This is a genomic window from Fictibacillus terranigra, assembly GCF_030412265.1.
Taxonomy (GTDB): domain Bacteria; phylum Bacillota; class Bacilli; order Bacillales; family Fictibacillaceae; genus Fictibacillus_C; species Fictibacillus_C terrinigri.
Map to the genome: position 1 here is coordinate 1 of NZ_JAUHLN010000004.1, position 16406 is coordinate 16406.

General features: G+C 48.1%; 19 protein-coding genes and 1 riboswitch. Of the genes, 16 read left to right on the plus strand and 3 right to left on the minus strand.

Annotation, left to right across the window (positions count from 1 at the left end):
• The first annotated feature begins 399 nt into the window (after nt 1–399).
• Nucleotides 400–726, plus strand: a complete 327-nt coding sequence (locus QYF49_RS17895; protein WP_290400976.1) for a hypothetical protein — start codon at nt 400–402, stop codon at nt 724–726.
• A 46-nt stretch (nt 727–772) separates the two neighbouring features.
• On the opposite strand, the gene QYF49_RS17900 is transcribed toward QYF49_RS17895, so the two are convergent.
• Nucleotides 773–1207, minus strand: coding sequence for an Hsp20/alpha crystallin family protein (locus QYF49_RS17900; protein ID WP_290400977.1), 435 nt, complete (start codon nt 1205–1207; stop codon nt 773–775).
• Nucleotides 1208–1291: 84 nt separating this feature from the next.
• Here QYF49_RS17900 and gerPC point away from each other — a divergent pair, with 84 nt between their 5' ends.
• A complete protein-coding gene (gene gerPC, locus QYF49_RS17905) occupies nt 1292–1630 on the plus strand; it encodes a spore germination protein GerPC (protein WP_290400978.1) in 339 nt (112 codons plus the stop codon).
• A 121-nt stretch (nt 1631–1751) separates the two neighbouring features.
• On the opposite strand, the gene QYF49_RS17910 is transcribed toward gerPC, so the two are convergent.
• Nucleotides 1752–2270, minus strand: coding sequence for a ferritin family protein (locus QYF49_RS17910; protein ID WP_290400979.1), 519 nt, complete (start codon nt 2268–2270; stop codon nt 1752–1754).
• A gap of 181 nt (nt 2271–2451) precedes the next feature.
• Between QYF49_RS17910 and QYF49_RS17915 the strand changes: the two genes are divergently transcribed.
• The 14 genes from QYF49_RS17915 to purD all read left to right on the plus strand — a co-directional run bounded on the left by QYF49_RS17915 (nt 2452) and on the right by purD (nt 16283).
• Complete coding sequence (locus QYF49_RS17915) at nt 2452–2982, plus strand: DUF2179 domain-containing protein (RefSeq protein WP_290400980.1); 531 nt, start codon at nt 2452–2454, stop codon at nt 2980–2982.
• Nucleotides 2982–3182, plus strand: coding sequence for an NETI motif-containing protein (locus QYF49_RS17920; RefSeq protein ID WP_290400981.1), 201 nt, complete (start codon nt 2982–2984; stop codon nt 3180–3182). Before QYF49_RS17915 ends, QYF49_RS17920 begins: the two co-directional genes overlap by 1 nt.
• A gap of 79 nt (nt 3183–3261) precedes the next feature.
• Nucleotides 3262–3363, plus strand: a riboswitch (purine riboswitch).
• Nucleotides 3364–3502: 139 nt separating this feature from the next.
• Nucleotides 3503–3991, plus strand: a complete 489-nt coding sequence (gene purE / locus QYF49_RS17925) for a 5-(carboxyamino)imidazole ribonucleotide mutase (RefSeq protein ID WP_290400982.1) — start codon at nt 3503–3505, stop codon at nt 3989–3991.
• Complete coding sequence (purK, locus tag QYF49_RS17930) at nt 3984–5138, plus strand: 5-(carboxyamino)imidazole ribonucleotide synthase (protein ID WP_290400983.1); 1155 nt, start codon at nt 3984–3986, stop codon at nt 5136–5138. The genes purE and purK overlap by 8 nt, the downstream gene beginning before the upstream one ends.
• Nucleotides 5135–6427, plus strand: coding sequence for an adenylosuccinate lyase (gene purB, locus QYF49_RS17935; RefSeq protein ID WP_290400984.1), 1293 nt, complete (start codon nt 5135–5137; stop codon nt 6425–6427). The genes purK and purB overlap by 4 nt, the downstream gene beginning before the upstream one ends.
• Before the next feature lie 131 nt (nt 6428–6558).
• Nucleotides 6559–7278 (plus strand): phosphoribosylaminoimidazolesuccinocarboxamide synthase, encoded by a 720-nt coding sequence (gene purC, locus QYF49_RS17940; protein WP_290400985.1) that lies wholly within the window; start codon nt 6559–6561, stop codon nt 7276–7278.
• The gene (purS, locus tag QYF49_RS17945) at nt 7271–7525 is read left to right on the plus strand and encodes a phosphoribosylformylglycinamidine synthase subunit PurS (RefSeq protein ID WP_290400986.1); all 255 of its coding nucleotides are present in this window, start codon (nt 7271–7273) and stop codon (nt 7523–7525) included. The genes purC and purS overlap by 8 nt, the downstream gene beginning before the upstream one ends.
• Entirely contained in the window at nt 7522–8205 is a 684-nt protein-coding gene (gene purQ / locus QYF49_RS17950; RefSeq protein ID WP_290400987.1) for a phosphoribosylformylglycinamidine synthase subunit PurQ, read from the plus strand. The genes purS and purQ overlap by 4 nt, the downstream gene beginning before the upstream one ends.
• Nucleotides 8189–10420, plus strand: coding sequence for a phosphoribosylformylglycinamidine synthase subunit PurL (purL, locus tag QYF49_RS17955; RefSeq protein WP_290400988.1), 2232 nt, complete (start codon nt 8189–8191; stop codon nt 10418–10420). The genes purQ and purL overlap by 17 nt, the downstream gene beginning before the upstream one ends.
• On the plus strand, nt 10396–11814 hold the full coding sequence (gene purF, locus QYF49_RS17960; RefSeq protein ID WP_290400989.1) for an amidophosphoribosyltransferase: 1419 nt from the start codon (nt 10396–10398) through the stop codon (nt 11812–11814). Before purL ends, purF begins: the two co-directional genes overlap by 25 nt.
• A 25-nt stretch (nt 11815–11839) precedes the next feature.
• The gene (gene purM, locus QYF49_RS17965) at nt 11840–12880 is read left to right on the plus strand and encodes a phosphoribosylformylglycinamidine cyclo-ligase (protein WP_290400990.1); all 1041 of its coding nucleotides are present in this window, start codon (nt 11840–11842) and stop codon (nt 12878–12880) included.
• Nucleotides 12877–13467, plus strand: coding sequence for a phosphoribosylglycinamide formyltransferase (gene purN / locus QYF49_RS17970; protein WP_290400991.1), 591 nt, complete (start codon nt 12877–12879; stop codon nt 13465–13467). Before purM ends, purN begins: the two co-directional genes overlap by 4 nt.
• The gene (purH, locus tag QYF49_RS17975) at nt 13464–15002 is read left to right on the plus strand and encodes a bifunctional phosphoribosylaminoimidazolecarboxamide formyltransferase/IMP cyclohydrolase (protein WP_290400992.1); all 1539 of its coding nucleotides are present in this window, start codon (nt 13464–13466) and stop codon (nt 15000–15002) included. The genes purN and purH overlap by 4 nt, the downstream gene beginning before the upstream one ends.
• Before the next feature lie 12 nt (nt 15003–15014).
• Entirely contained in the window at nt 15015–16283 is a 1269-nt protein-coding gene (gene purD, locus QYF49_RS17980) for a phosphoribosylamine--glycine ligase (protein WP_290400993.1), read from the plus strand.
• Here the strand turns inward: purD and QYF49_RS25835 are convergent.
• Nucleotides 16261–16362 carry an EYxxD motif small membrane protein gene (locus QYF49_RS25835; protein WP_354005851.1) on the minus strand — a complete coding sequence of 34 codons (102 nt, stop codon included), beginning with the start codon at nt 16360–16362 and terminating at the stop codon, nt 16261–16263. The two genes, purD and QYF49_RS25835, sit on opposite strands and share 23 nt — an antisense overlap.
• Between the last annotated feature and the right edge of the window lie 44 nt (nt 16363–16406).

The window sequence follows — 16406 nt, forward strand, 5'->3', positions numbered from 1 at the left end:
CAGCGCCGATGGTAGTTGGGGGCTTCCCCCTGTAAGAGTAGGACGCTGCCAGGCAAAAGGGGTGGAACGAATGAAAATTCGTTTCACTCTTTTTTTGTTTTTCTAAGAATAAGGATCTGAAACAGATAATTAAGCCTAACACAGAATAATTGAGCCAATTTCACGGTTGATTGAGCCTATCTTTAAATAATTGATCCAAACAGAAATTAATTGAACTAAATCAACGATGAATTGAACCAAACCAATTATTCGGACTTCTTCCCACCTCACGATATATGCATCAACAACCTCGAACGACCCAGAAGCATCCCCTCAACAGAGATAAATCCGTAACTAACTTCATATTATAGTGTAATGAGGATTATTTTTCCTGGATTCAACAGATAAGAGGGATATCTCATGAAAATTTCGATAAGGAACGTCAATGTAGAATCCATCACGATGAAAGGTTCATTGAATATTGGAAAAACCTTGATCATTAAAAGATATGGTAAAGACAAAAACGCCTCAAACGAGGACAATAAAACGCCCCAAAAACAATCTGACAACATCACCGAAACAAACAAAACCACCAAAAAAACCAAAACATCAGCTGAAGGCGTTCAAATCATTGAAAATAAGATCAACAAGACAAAAGAAGAAAAGGCTGAGGAAATGCAATTGGCAAACGCCTCGCTGCTTTACTATATATTGATTACCCTGCTGGCCAACAATCCGCAGCATTAGAACCCAAAAAATGGACCCGGAGGGCGACATCAGCAGCCTCTGGGTCTTATTCAAAGTAATCATAGATTTTTACTTTTTGCTGTTCTTTTTCTTGCTTGAGCCGCTGGAGGCGGACATACAGCAAGCCCCGGTAATAGCCGGCATCCAACGGCCGGTCCTCGACGGGATGCGGAAGCGGGATCTCCCGTTCGATAGGGCCTGAGGCGATTTCTTCCGTCACACAGGTGAATTTTTTTATGGAAAAATCAATGGTGCCTGTCACCTTCAACGTACGATAATGCACATATAAATTGACGTCATCAATATTTTTTACTCCAGGGAGATTAATTAAGCAGTAAATTTCCTCTGAATTCTCATATACATTAACTAGAGGCCCTTGGTTGGTTAAGCCAAACTCCTTAAAATCGTTAAAGAAGTCTTTGCCGAGAACTTGATCGGCATATTTTTTCCACTCGTTCCCCTTGCCCCATGAAGGATTCATGTTCACTCACTCCCTTGCAGACCCAGTATATGCATCCACTGCCCAGCAGGTGAAACCGAGGATCGATGAAGGAGGTTCAATGAGATGGACCAAGACCTGTACCATATATTACAGCAGCTTCAGCAGCAAATTATTGAACTGCAGCATGAAAATCATACTCTCAGAGAGGCTTTGAACAATATAAAGCCCATCAATATAGAAAATATCAATTATAAAATTCAGGAGCTGCATGTCAAAGAGTTAAAAGGAACGCTAAATATCGGATTGACGGGTGAGGCACATCTCGAGGATATGGAGACAATTATTGATGATTTAGAGCAGGAGGCTGCCCAGCAGCACGAGCAGCATCAGCCAGAGCAGCATCAACACCAGCAGCAATATCAGAATCAACAACACCCTCAGGATGAACATGATCAAGGATAAAAGCTTAAGGAACATACGTACCCTTAAGCTTTTTTCATTTTCTCATCCTAACTAAACAAAGTGCTCCTGACTTATTTTTTTACGGAGACTCCTCAAGACTTAAAAATCCCAAAGCAGCCCTTTACCGTGCGTTCAATAAAAAGCTGAAGCGTGTAGCATGTTTGATCTCATCCGAAAAAGGGCGGAAGAAGGTGTCCCGGATCGAGGGATCCTGCGTCAGAAGATAGGCATTGCGGTATTTCTCATAATCGGACAGTTCGTCTTCATAGGCCTCAAATAAGCTCTGCCGGAAGTTCGTGATCTTCACGGGGCGGATTTTATATTTCGGCTCCTTGCCTGTTAAAGAAGTATAAAGTCGGGTAAACAAATGTAGATGCGCCTTTTCATCCTTGGCGGCGCTGAGCAGTACATTTTTGCTGTACTCGTTCGGAGCGTCTTTCGCAAGACGGGTGTAGAAGTCAATAGCGGTTGCTTCGCCTATAATGCTCGACATCAGTATATTTAAAAGCTGCTGATAGGTTTGCTGCTGTTGCTGCTGCTGGCCTTGAGCCTGCTGCTGCCTCTCAGCATAGGGATCAAAGGGATTATACGGATCATAATAGTAATGAGTTTCTTCAAATGGTGCTTGATATGGATACATGACATCAATTCCTTTCCCGGAAATGCTCTTATAGCCTATGAGGAGCCATGAAAAACGTGCCTATCCAAAACAGAAGTCTCCATAGAAATTACTGGATAAATCTTCATTTTCCATCCAGTCTAAAAAGTGATATCTTACTTTTATGACATCATTTTGGACAGGCTAAGGGAGTGTATAGACGATGTTGGAAAACGGTTTGGCGATGATAGGAACCATTCTACTCATCAACGTGGTGTATGTTTCTTTCTTTACGATAAGAATGATCTTAACGTTAAAGAATCAGCGGTACCTCGCTGCGTTAATCAGCGTTTTTGAAGTTATTATTTATGTGATTGGCCTTGGGCTCGTATTGGATAACCTGGATAAGATCCAAAACTTGATTGCGTATGCACTCGGTTATGGTCTCGGGGTTCTGGCGGGTATGAAGATTGAAGAAAAGCTTGCACTTGGGTATATTACAGTTAATGTGATTACGACTGAAACGGAAGCAGGGCTGCCGAACGCGATCCGCTCGAAGGGGTTTGGCGTAACGGACTGGATGGCATCCGGCCGGGAAGGCCAGCGGCTGATGATGGAGATCCTGACATCGCGCAAATCGGAATCCAATTTATATGAAGCAGTTAGGTCGCTCGATCCAAAGGCTTTCATCATCTCTCATGAGCCGAAAGCCTTCCACGGCGGATTTTGGGTGAAAAGCATTCGGAGGCATTAATGGATAAAAAACCAAACAAGAAAAAATTTGAGGTTCAGCCCGGTGAGACGATCTCTGATTGTTTAGACCGAATGGCGGAAGAAGGCTATTCGCCTGTACGCCGTATGGAGGAGCCCGTTTTTAAAGAAGTAAAGAAAAATGGAAAAACCGTGCAGGAATATCACGCACAACGCATCGTTTTCGAAGGGAAATTACAGTAAAAACCGAACATTAAATTGTCAGAATATATTATTGTTCGATTTTTGGTTGACACTTTAACATACCCTTCGTTACAATAAGGGTGACAAAAGCATAGTACCTCATATAATCACGGGATTATGGCCCGTAAGTCTCTACCTGATGACCGTTATTCATCAGACTATGAGGGGAAGCACCACTGCTGTTTTCGGCATATCCGCAGGTGAAGTATGTCCAGCGTAGTAGCTTTCTCTCATACAACAGAGAAAGTGAGTACACTGGACTTTTTTATTGCAAAAAAATCATTTCACATAGCGTTTAGTTACGATGCGGGGAGGAAACGATGCAAAAACAAGTTGGCGTTATTATGGGAAGTACATCAGATTGGGAAACGATGAAACATGCTTGCGAGGTGATGGACGAATTGGATGTGCCTTACGAGAAGCGGGTAGTTTCCGCACACCGAACACCTGATTTAATGTTTCAATATGCAGAAGAAGCCCGCAGCAGAGGCATAGGCGTGATCATTGCCGGCGCTGGCGGTGCGGCCCACCTGCCGGGTATGGTGGCTGCGAAAACCTTGCTTCCTGTTATCGGTGTTCCGGTACAGTCCAAAGCGCTGAACGGACTCGATTCACTTCTTTCCATCGTTCAGATGCCAGGGGGCGTACCTGTCGCAACCGTCGCCATTGGTAAAGCGGGAGCGACAAACGCAGGGCTCTTGGCTGCTCAAATTTTAGCGGTAACAGACGAAGCTTTAAACGCTCGTTTAACAGCGAGGCGCGAAAGCATCCAGGAAACCGTATTAGAAAGCAGTGATTCCCTTGACTAAGACGATTTTGCCAGGACAGACGATTGGTATTCTGGGCGGAGGACAGCTTGGCCGGATGATGGCCGTCAGTGCCCGCGAGATGGGCTATGGCATCATTGTTCTGGATCCCGGTGAAAAATCGCCGTGCGGCCAATTGAGCGATGAGCAGATCGTCTCCGCTTACGATGACTTAAAAGGCATTGAACAGCTCGCCCGGAAGAGTGACGTCATTACGTATGAGTTTGAAAACGTAGACAGTGAAAAGGCTCAGTGGCTCGAGGAGAACGCATATATGCCTCAAGGGAGCCAGCTGCTCTATCTTACGCAGCACCGCCTGAGGGAAAAAAAGGCGATCCAGAAGGCCGGAGTAAAAGTAGCGGCTTACCTTCCCGTGCAAGGCAAGGAAGATCTGCACAATGCAATAGACGAGCTGGGACTTCCGGCTGTTTTGAAAACGTGCCGTGGAGGCTATGATGGGAAGGGGCAGGCGGTCATCCGCAGTGAAGCTGATTTAGCAAAGGCGGAGGAACTGGCTGCCGGAAACAGAGAGTGTGTGCTGGAAAGCTGGGTGTCCTTTGAGAAGGAGCTCTCGGTCATTGTTACGAGGGGAACAAATGGCGAGATGACCACCTTCCCGGTGGCTGAAAACATTCACTTGGAGAACATTCTTCACCAGTCGATCGTACCGGCCAGAATCTCGGAGGAAACAGCCGCAAGGGCTTACGAGATGGCCAAACAGATCGCTCTCGGCCTGAATTTGTATGGAACGCTCGCAGTGGAGATGTTTTTGGGAACAGACGGTGAGATCTATGTGAACGAGCTGGCACCGCGTCCTCACAATTCAGGGCACTACACGATCGAAGCGTGTGAAACGTCGCAGTTTCAGCAGCACGTACGCGCGGTTTGCGGACTGCCGCTCGGTAAGACGGCGCTGGTCAGCCCGGCCGTGATGATCAATGTGCTCGGTGAACATATGAAGCCGCTGCTGGCCAATTTAGAAACACTGAAAGACGCCAAGCTTCACCTGTATGGTAAAGACGAAGCAAAAATAAAACGAAAAATGGGTCACATTACTGTGCTCGGAAACACAATAAGCGAGGCCCTCGACAAAGCAGAATTCATTAAAGCTGCTGTACTGAAGATTGAAAAGCTGGAGGTAAAGAGATGATTGAACGCTATACGCGCCCGGAAATGGGAGCCATTTGGACAGATGAGAACCGGTTTAAAGCATGGCTTGAAGTGGAAATCTTAGCATGTGAAGCATGGGCAGAGCTTGGTGAGATTCCAAAAGAGGACGTGAAGAAGCTTCGCGAGAACGCCTCTTTTGACATCAGCCGCATTCTGGAGATCGAGCAGGAAACACGCCATGATGTGGTTGCCTTCACCCGTGCGGTTTCTGAAACACTTGGAGAAGAACGCAAATGGGTGCACTACGGGCTGACTTCTACAGACGTTGTAGATACTGCGTTATCTTATCTGCTTCTGCAGGCCAATGAGATCTTGATCAAAGATATCGAAAAATTCATCGAAATCATCGGAAATAAAGCGAAGGAACATAAATACACCGTCATGATGGGACGCACTCATGGTGTGCACGCTGAGCCTACCACATTTGGCCTCAAGCTTGCCCTATGGCACGAAGAAATGAAGCGCAACCTGGAGCGCTTTAAGCAAGCTGCAGATACCGTCCGGGTCGGTAAAATCAGCGGAGCGGTCGGTACTTATGCTAACATCGATCCTTTCGTTGAAAAGTTTGTTTGTGAGAATCTGGGTCTTGAAGCTTCACCTATCTCCACACAAACGCTGCAGCGTGACCGGCATGCCCACTACTTGTCAGCGCTGGCCCTTGTTGCGACGAGCATCGAGAAGTTTGCCGTTGAAATCCGCGGACTGCAAAAGAGTGAAACACGTGAAGTAGAAGAGTTCTTTGCGAAAGGGCAAAAAGGATCATCTGCGATGCCTCACAAGCGCAATCCGATCGGCTCCGAGAACATGACGGGAATGGCACGTGTCATCCGCGGCTACATGATGACAGCATACGAGAACGTGGCTCTCTGGCATGAACGCGACATCTCGCACTCATCTGCAGAACGCATTATCCTGCCGGATGCGACGATTGCCCTGAACTACATGCTTAACCGTTTCGGCAATATTGTGAAGAACTTAACGGTGTTCCCGGAAAATATGAAACGCAATATGACAAGAACTTACGGATTGATCTACTCTCAGCGTGTACTTCTCAAGCTCATCGATAAAGGAATGAGCCGGGAAGCTGCGTACGATATCGTCCAGCCAAAAGCGATGCAGGCGTGGGAGGAAGGCGTTCAGTTCAAGCAGCTCGTACAAGAAGAGCCGCGCATCACTGAAAAACTGACACCGGAAGACATCGAAGACTGCTTCGACTACTCTTACCATCTTCAACACGTCGACACCATCTTCGAACGACTAGGCTTATAAGTAACGACCATGAGGATACAGGACGGAAAAGCAAGGCTTTCCGTCCTTGGCACCTCAGCATTATCCGCATTAGTGCCAATATTCGTGATTTTTGCAGTACAATTCGGAAGCTTATGACAGGGGGACTTTGAATGGAAAAGCAAACCTTGCTTTATGAAGGAAAGGCGAAGAAAATTTACAGCACAGAAGATCAGAACATCGTTTGGGTGGAGTACAAGGATTCAGCGACAGCGTTCAATGGCGAGAAGAAAGCGACCATCGATGGGAAAGGCCGTCTGAACAATGAGATCACAAGCTTGATGTTCTCCATGCTGGAGGAAAACAATATTCCAACCCACTTTATTTCCAAGCAATCTCCAACAGAACAGATTGTCCAGCACGTTACGATCATTCCTTTGGAAGTCGTGGTACGCAACGTGGTAGCGGGTACACTCGCAAAACGCACAGGGCTGCCGGAAGGACATGTTCTCCATAAGCCGATCGTCGAATTTTACTACAAAAATGACGACCTTGGCGATCCTCTTTTTAACCAGGATCATATCGAAGCGCTCGAACTGGCTGTTCCAGAACAGCTCGAGGAGATGAAGGAGCTTGCGCTTCAGGTCAATTCCATTCTTACGACATTTTTTACAGAGAAAAAGGTTAGATTAATAGACTTTAAGCTTGAATTCGGAACAAACACTCAAGGGAAGCTTATTGTTGCAGATGAGATCTCACCGGACACATGCCGGCTTTGGGACAGTGAGACGGATGAAAAGCTCGATAAAGACGTATTTCGCCGGGATCTTGGCAGCTTAACAGAAGCTTATGAAAAAATCTTAGAACGCTTAGGGGGAAACCTGCATGTATAAAGTAAAAGTATTCGTCACATTGAAAGAAAGCGTATTGGATCCTCAAGGAACAGCGGTAAAAGGCTCGCTTCACCGCATGGAGTACAGTGAAGTTCAAGATGTGCGCATCGGGAAGTATTTGGAGCTTACGATCGACAAAAACGTTGAGAACCTGGACAAGTCCGTACGGGAAATGTGTGAAAAATTGCTTTCCAACCCTGTCATTGAAGACTACCGTTATGAGGTGGAGGAGGTCGTCGCACAGTGAAGTTTGCGGTTATCGTTTTTCCAGGTTCCAACTGTGACGTTGACATGCTTCATGCAGTAAAAGACGAGCTTGGAGCAGAAGCAGAGTACGTCTGGCACGATGAAAGCAATCTGGACCGCTTTGACGGCATCCTGCTGCCGGGCGGATTCTCTTACGGAGACTATTTGCGCACAGGGGCGATCGCACAGTTTTCCAATGTAATGGATGAAGTGAAAAAGGCAGCTGAAGCCGGAAAGCCCGTTCTTGGCGTCTGCAATGGATTTCAAATTCTCCTTGAAACCGGGCTTCTGCCAGGAGCGATGCGCCGGAACAAATCACTGAAATTCATCTGTAAGCCGGAAACACTGCAGGTCGTGAATGCTGAAACGATGTTCAGTTCTGCTTATGAGCAAGGGGAAGAAATTACAATTCCAATCGCCCATGGTGAAGGGAATTACTATTGTGATGAAGACACGCTAAAACAGCTGGAAGAAGAGAAACGCATCATCTTCCGCTATAAAAATAATCCGAACGGATCGATCTCGGACATTGCCGGGATCTTGAATGAAAAAGGAAATGTATTAGGCATGATGCCGCATCCGGAGCGCGCGGTCAGCGATCTTCTGGGCAGTGCCGATGGTCTGAAATTGTTTCAATCAATCGTAAAAAGCTGGAGGGAAAACCATGTCTTATCTTCATGAGCCGACTGCAGAACAAATTCAGGAGAAAAAACTATACCGTGAAATGGGCTTGAACGACGATGAGTTTGAACTCGTGCAATCCATCATCGGCCGACTTCCGAACTGGACAGAGACCGGATTGTTCTCGGTCATGTGGAGTGAGCACTGTTCCTATAAAAACTCCAAGCCCGTACTCCGCAAGTTTCCCGTTGAAGGAGAACGCGTACTTCAAGGACCGGGAGAAGGAGCAGGAGTAGTGGACATCGGTGACGGCCAGGCGGTCGTGTTTAAAATCGAAAGCCATAACCACCCATCTGCTATTGAGCCATATCAAGGAGCGGCAACCGGGGTTGGCGGAATTATCCGTGACATCTTTTCCATGGGTGCGCGTCCTGTCGCACTTTTAAACTCGCTTCGTTTCGGGGAGTTAACGTCTTCCCGCGTGAAATATTTGTTTGAGGAAGTCGTAGCGGGAATCGCAGGCTACGGCAACTGCATCGGGATTCCGACAGTCGGGGGAGAAGTCCAGTTTGACGCTTCCTATGACGGCAATCCGCTCGTTAACGCCATGTGTGTCGGATTGATCGACCATAAAGATATTCAAAAAGGACAGGCAAAAGGCGCAGGCAACTCTGTCATGTATGTCGGAGCAAGAACCGGACGCGACGGCATCCACGGCGCAACGTTTGCTTCAGAAGAACTGACGGAAGCATCTGAAGAGAAGCGCCCAGCGGTTCAAGTCGGAGATCCGTTCATGGAAAAACTTTTGCTGGAAGCTTGTCTTGAACTCATTCAGAACTGTGATGCCCTTGTCGGGATTCAGGATATGGGAGCCGCCGGACTTACGAGTTCTTCTGCGGAGATGGCGAGCAAAGCAGGCATGGGGATCGAGATGAACCTGGATCTTGTCCCTCAGCGAGAGCTTCACATGACAGCGTACGAAATGATGCTTTCTGAATCACAGGAGCGCATGCTGATCGTGATGGAAAAAGGCAGAGAGCAGGAAGCGGTTGAGATTTTCGAAAAATGGGGCCTTGAAGCGGTCGTCGTCGGAAAAGTAATTGAAGAGAAGCAGCTTCGCCTTCTGCACCACGGAGAAGTTGTGGCAGAGGTTCCGGTTGATGCCCTCGCAGAAGAAGCGCCGGTTTACAACAAGCCATCAAAAGAGCCTGCTTATTTTTCACAGTTCCAGAACGAAGAGGCATTCGTTCCAAACGTGGAAAACAAAAAGGAAACGCTGCTGCAGCTTTTATCCCAGCCGACGATTGCGAGCAAATCATGGGTGTTCGACCAGTATGATTACATGGTCCGCACGAACACGGTCGTTCCTCCGGGATCAGATGCAGCGGTCATCCGGATCCGTGAAACGGACAAAGCGCTTGCGATGACAACGGACTGTAATTCGAGGTATCTCTACCTTGATCCGGAGACCGGCGGAAAGATTGCAGTCGCTGAAGCAGCGAGAAACCTTGTCTGCTCTGGAGCAGAGCCGCTTGCCATCACAGACTGCCTGAACTACGGAAATCCTGAAAAGCCTGAGATCTTCTGGCAGCTTGAAAAGTCCGTTGACGGAATGAGCGACGCGTGCCGTACGCTTAACACACCGGTCATCGGCGGCAATGTTTCCCTATACAACGAAACGAACGGTGTAGCAGTTTATCCGACGCCGGTCATCGGCATGGTCGGACTCGTTCATCACCTTGACCATATTACGACTCAATATTTTAAAGCACCCGGCGATCTGATCTATGTGATTGGTGATACCCGTCCGGAATTCGGGGGAAGTGAACTGCAGAAAATGCAGCTCGGAAAGATCTCTGGAAAAGCCCCTGAGCTTTCTCTTGAAACGGAAACGAAACGCCAAAAACAATTGCTTGAAGCGATTCAAACGGGACTTGTTGAATCCGCACACGACGTCGCAGAAGGCGGTCTGTCTGTAGCTCTTGCTGAGAGCATGATGAACGGTGCTGCCGGTGCTTCTGTTGAAGTAAAAGGCGATACCGTCTCCGCGCTATACAGTGAAACGCAGTCACGTTTCCTTGTTTCGGTCAAACCTGAAAACGCAAAAGCGTTTGAGGCCATGAATGAAGATGCGAAGCAGATCGGTTTTGTTACGGACACAGCTGTTCTTCGTATCGACCATGAAACAGAAGGGGAAGTGCTGGCAGCGACTCATGAAGAACTTCATTCCGCTTGGAAAGGAGCAATACCATGCTTGCTGACATCAAAGGCTTAAACGAAGAATGCGGAGTATTTGGGATCTGGGGCCACCAGGATGCGGCCCAGCTTACGTATTATGGCCTTCACAGCCTTCAGCACAGAGGGCAGGAAGGTGCAGGCATTGTTGTTACAGACGGTTCCAAACTGAAAATGCACAAAGGGCACGGCCTCGTTAACGAGGTATTCAGCCGCGGAGAATTGGAAGGATTAACAGGACATGCGGCCATTGGCCATGTCCGTTACTCCACGGCAGGCGGGAATGAATATGCGAATGTTCAGCCCCTGCTTTTCCGTTCGCAGACATCGAGTCTTGCACTTGCGCATAACGGAAATCTCGTCAATGCCAATGCACTTAAGCATCAGCTTGAAGCTCAGGGAAGTATTTTTCAAACGACTTCTGACACGGAGGTACTCGCTCATTTAATTAAACGAAGCGGCTATATCGGATTAAAGGATCAAGTGAAAAATGCGTTAACGATGCTAAAGGGAGCTTACGCTTTTGTCATCATGACCGAAGACAAACTGTTGGTGGCGCTCGACCCGCACGGCCTTCGTCCACTTTCCATCGGAATGCTTGGAGATGCCTATGTTGTCGCTTCTGAAACGTGTGCATTTGACGTCGTTGGAGCCGAGTATTTACGTGATGTGAAACCTGGCGAACTATTAATTATTGATAACGATGGGATGGTAGCGGACACGTTTTCTTCACCGATGAACCGCTCGATCTGTTCCATGGAATATATTTATTTTTCAAGACCCGACAGCAACATTGATGGGATCAACATTCACAGCGCACGAAAGAACCTTGGTAAAGAGCTTTACAAGGAGTACCCGGTAGAAGCAGATGTCGTGACAGGTGTTCCTGATTCCAGTATTTCAGCAGCGATCGGATATGCGGAAGAGTCCGGCATCCCGTATGAGATCGGCTTGATCAAAAACCGTTATGTCGGCCGTACGTTCATCCAGCCTTCACAGGAATTGCGGGAGCTTGGGGTGAAAATGAAGCTCTCTCCAGTTCGTGGGATCGTAGAAGGAAAACGTGTCGTCATGGTGGATGACTCGATCGTACGTGGAACAACGAGCCGCCGTATCGTTAAAATGCTGCGTGCGGCAGGTGCGACTGAAGTACATGTAAGAATAACGGCACCGCCGATTGCTCATCCATGCTATTACGGCATCGATACGTCAGAACGTGCAGAACTGATTGCATCCAACCATTCTGTGGAGGAGATCAGGGACATTATCGGTGCAGATTCATTGGCGTTCTTATCACCGGAAGGCTTGATGCGAGGAGTGGGCCGTCCGGACAGCGATCCAAACAACGGGCACTGTCTCGCTTGCTTTACCGGAAAGTATCCGACAGAGATCTACCCGGATACGGTGCTGCCGTACGAAAAAGAAATGGTGTAATGGTTTAAAAAAGGGAGGAAATACAATGGCAGAGGCATACAGACAGGCCGGAGTGGATATTGAAGCGGGCTATGAAGCGGTAGACAGAATAAAAAAACACGCATTGCGCACACGCCGTCCGGAAGTCATGGCTGGCCTCGGCGGATTCGGAGCGATGTTTGACCTGTCCAATCTGCCGTACAAGGAGCCCGTTTTGATTTCTGGAACGGACGGAGTGGGAACGAAGCTTATGGTAGCGATCATGCTGGACAAACATGATAGCATCGGAGTGGACGCTGTAGCGATGTGTGTGAACGACATCGTGGCTCAAGGCGCCGAGCCGCTGTACTTCCTGGATTACATTGCATGCGGCAAGCTTGATCCTGCTAAAGTGGAAGATATCGTAAAAGGAATCGCGGACGGCTGTGAGCAGGCGGGCTGTGCCCTGATCGGCGGAGAAACGGCAGAAATGCCAGGCATGTACAGCAACGGAGATTATGATCTCGCGGGATTCTCGGTTGGTGCTGCTGAAAAGTCAAAATTGATTCATCCCGGCCTTGTGAAGGAAGGGGACGTATTGATCGGCCTGTCTTCCAATGGCATTCACAGCAACGGTTATTCATTGGTCCGTAAAGTGCTGCTTGAAACAGGCCAGCTGGATTTGAACGGAAGCTTTGGCAGTGAAGGCCGGACGCTTGGAGAAGAACTGCTCGTACCTACTCGCATCTATGTGAAGCCGCTTCTTAACGTTTACAAAAAATTTCATGTGCACGGAGCGGCTCATATTACAGGCGGAGGTTTCGTTGAAAACATTCCTCGTATGCTGCCTGAAGGACTTGCGGCAGAAGTCGATTACGGTTCATGGCCAATTCCAGAGATTTTTGATGCGATCGAAGAGACCGGAAGCATCGGAAGAAAAGAGATGTTCACGACGTTCAACATGGGAATCGGCATGGTGCTTGCAGTGGATTATGACGAAGCGTTCGATGTCATTCGGTCGCTTGAACAGGATGGCGAGAAGGCATTTGTGATCGGCCGCGTGAAAAAAGGTGAGGGTGTTGTGTTTGGCGGCGGTGAATTGAAATGAAAAAGATCGCAGTATTTGCATCTGGGAGCGGCTCGAACTTTCAAGCGATCGTCGACGCAATAAAAGAGAAAAAACTAAATGCCGAAGTTTCACTGCTTGTTTGTGACAAGCCGGGAGCGCGTGTCATCGAGCGGGCGGAAGAAGCAGGAGTGGAATACTTCACGTTTTTTCCGAAGCAGTACGAAACAAAAGCAGAGTTCGAAACGGAGATTTTAAAACGGCTGAGAGCAAAAGGTATTGAATTTATCGTACTGGCCGGTTATATGCGACTTATAGGCGGTACATTGCTGGCTGATTTTGAAGGCCGTATCGTGAACATCCACCCGTCCCTGCTTCCTGATTTTCCTGGAAAGGACGCGATCGGACAAGCATTGGAGGCCCAGGCGGGAGTGTCGGGTGTTACCGTACATTACGTGGATAGCGGAATGGACACAGGCCCGGTGATCGCCCAAAAAGCAGTAATGATCCGAAAAGAAGATACGAGAGAGAGCCTGCAGCAGCGAATTCAACAGGTAGAGCATGAATTGTTTCCTCGTGTTTTAGAAGAGCTATTCAACCAAGAAAAAGTGGGAGGAGTTCAATCTTGACCATCAAACGAGCATTAGTATCGGTATCCAATAAAGAAGGACTGGTTCCTTTTGTTAAAGCACTGGCTGATAAAGGGGTAGAGATCATCTCAACCGGCGGAACGAGCAAGGCTTTGCAGGAAGCCGGAGTTAACGTGACGGGCATTTCAGAAGTGACAGGTTTCCCTGAGATCATGGACGGCCGGGTGAAAACACTGCACCCGATGATTCACGGGGGACTCTTGGCGGTGAGAGAAAACGAAAGCCATGTGCGCCAGATGGAGGAAAACGGTATTTCCCCGATCGATCTTGTGGTCGTCAACCTTTATCCGTTCAAAGAAACCATTTCAAAAGAGGATGTTGCGTTTGCGGATGCGATTGAAAACATCGATATCGGCGGGCCGAGCATGCTTCGTTCGGCAGCGAAAAACCATGCGTACGTCACGGTTGTCGTTGATCCTTCCGACTACGGCAGCGTCCTTGAAGAAGTAGAAAAAAACAATGAAGTTACTGAGGAAACCCGCCGTAAACTGGCAGCAAAAACATTCCGCCACACAGCGGCATATGATGCGCTGATCGCGGAATACTTAACAAACATGGTGGAAGAGGAGAACCCTGAAACTTACACGGTTACGTATGAGAAGAAACAGGATCTTCGCTACGGGGAAAACCCGCATCAAAAAGCGGCTTTCTATAAAGCGCCGCTTGGTACAAAAACATCGATCGCGCAAGCTGAACAGCTTCACGGGAAAGAACTATCCTACAACAATATTAATGATGCCGACGCGGCACTGCAGATCGTGCGCGAGTTCAAAGACCCGGCAATCGTAGCGGTAAAACATATGAACCCTTGCGGCGTAGGCACAGGAAACAGTGTGGAAGATGCATTCGCAAAAGCGTTCGCTGCGGATCCGATCTCCATATTTGGCGGAATTATCGCATCGAACAAGGAAATTAATGAAGTGGCTGCACAAAAGATGAGCGAAATCTTTCTGGAGATTATTATTGCGCCATCATTTAGTCCGGAAGCAAAAGAGATTTTAACAAGAAAGAAAAATATCCGATTGCTCACTTTGGAGCTCGGTGAAGATAAAAAGCAGGAGAAGCGCCTGACAACCGTTCGCGGAGGCCTTCTTATTCAGGACGAAGATGCGTATGGATGGGATCAGGCGAATATCTCTGTTCCTACGAAACGCGAGCCAACGGAAAAAGAATGGGAGGATTTGAAGCTTGCATGGAAAGTCGTTAAGCATGTGAAATCCAATGCGATTGTTTTAGCGAAAGACCAGATGACGATTGGAGTCGGAGCCGGGCAGATGAACCGTGTCGGTGCGGCGAAGATTGCGATTGAACAAGCGGGAGAAAAAGCCGAAGGAAGCGCTTTGGGTTCTGATGCGTTTTTCCCAATGGACGATACGGTGGAAGCCGCAGCGAAAGCTGGTGTGACGGCGATCATCCAGCCTGGCGGATCGGTAAAAGACGAAGATTCCATCAAGAAAGCAGACGAGTACGGCATCGCGATGGTCTTTACCGGCGTACGCCATTTTAAACATTAAGGAGGATTCCGCATGAATGTTCTGGTGATAGGAAAAGGCGGCCGTGAACATGCCATCGTGTGGCGGTTTGCGAACAGCCCGAGTGTAACGAAAGTGTTTGCCGCGCCCGGAAATCCTGGCATGGGTGAAATCGCTGAGTGTGTCAGCATCGAGGAAAACGATCACGAGGGTTTGATCGCGTTCGCAAAAGAAAATCAAATCGCTCTTACTTTTGTTGGAGCTGAGGTTCCCCTCTTAAACGGCATTGTGAATGATTTTAAAAGAGAAGGCCTCACCATTTTTGGGCCGTCAAAGGAAGCTGCTTTAATTGAGGGCAGCAAATCCTTTGCAAAAGATCTGATGGACAAGCATGGCATACCGACAGCTGCTTCCCGAACGTTTACCTCGTATGCAGAAGCGAGAGATTACCTTCATGGACAGGGCGCACCGATCGTCCTGAAGGCGGATGGACTGGCAGCGGGAAAAGGTGTCATCGTCGCCATGACAGAGGAAGAAGCGGAAAACGGTCTTGATGACATGCTGAACAATGCCCGTTTTGGAGAGGCGGGTGCGTCCGTTGTCATGGAACAGTTCCTGGAGGGCGAAGAATTTTCATTCATGGCTTTTGTTAATGAAGAAAAGGTCTACCCGATGGTGATCGCACAGGATCATAAGCGGGCTTTTACTGGAGACAAAGGACCGAATACAGGGGGCATGGGTGCCTATTCGCCTGTTCCGCAGATTCCGCAGTCTGTCGTGAATGAGGCATTGGAAACGATCCTGAAACCAGCGGCACAGGCGATGATAAAAGAAGGCAGACCGTTTACGGGGATTCTGTATGCGGGGCTAATGCTGACGGCTCAAGGGCCAAAGGTCATCGAGTTCAATGCCCGTTTCGGTGATCCGGAAACACAGGTTGTCCTTCCAAGGCTTCAAGGTGACTTTGCAGAAATCCTGCTGGCTATTTTAGATAAAAAGGCACTGGAGCTGTCCTGGTCAGATGATGAGGTGCTTGGTGTGGTTCTTGCTTCCGGAGGCTATCCGGAAGCCTATAAAAAGGGGATCAGCATCACAGGGCTCGACACGCTGAAGGATGATACATTGCTTTTCCATGCTGGAACAAAGCAAACAGAAGAAGGGCTTGTTACAGATGGCGGGCGAATTCTTCTCGCTGCGGTTAAAGCGGGAGACCTGTCCAAAGCACAGGAAGCGGTGTATAGGGAAATGTCTAAAATACATTGTGAAGAATCATTTTACCGTACGGACATCGGTTCAAAGGCTATTTCACGCGCCGCTTTTTAATGAAAGCGAACAAGATCGCAATGATGCCGCCGATCAGCGTTGCATAGATAAAAATCGTATCCATTAAATATTCTTTCAATTGCCATAAGCCTCCTTATAAAAAACTCCCCGCTGCAGGGGAGT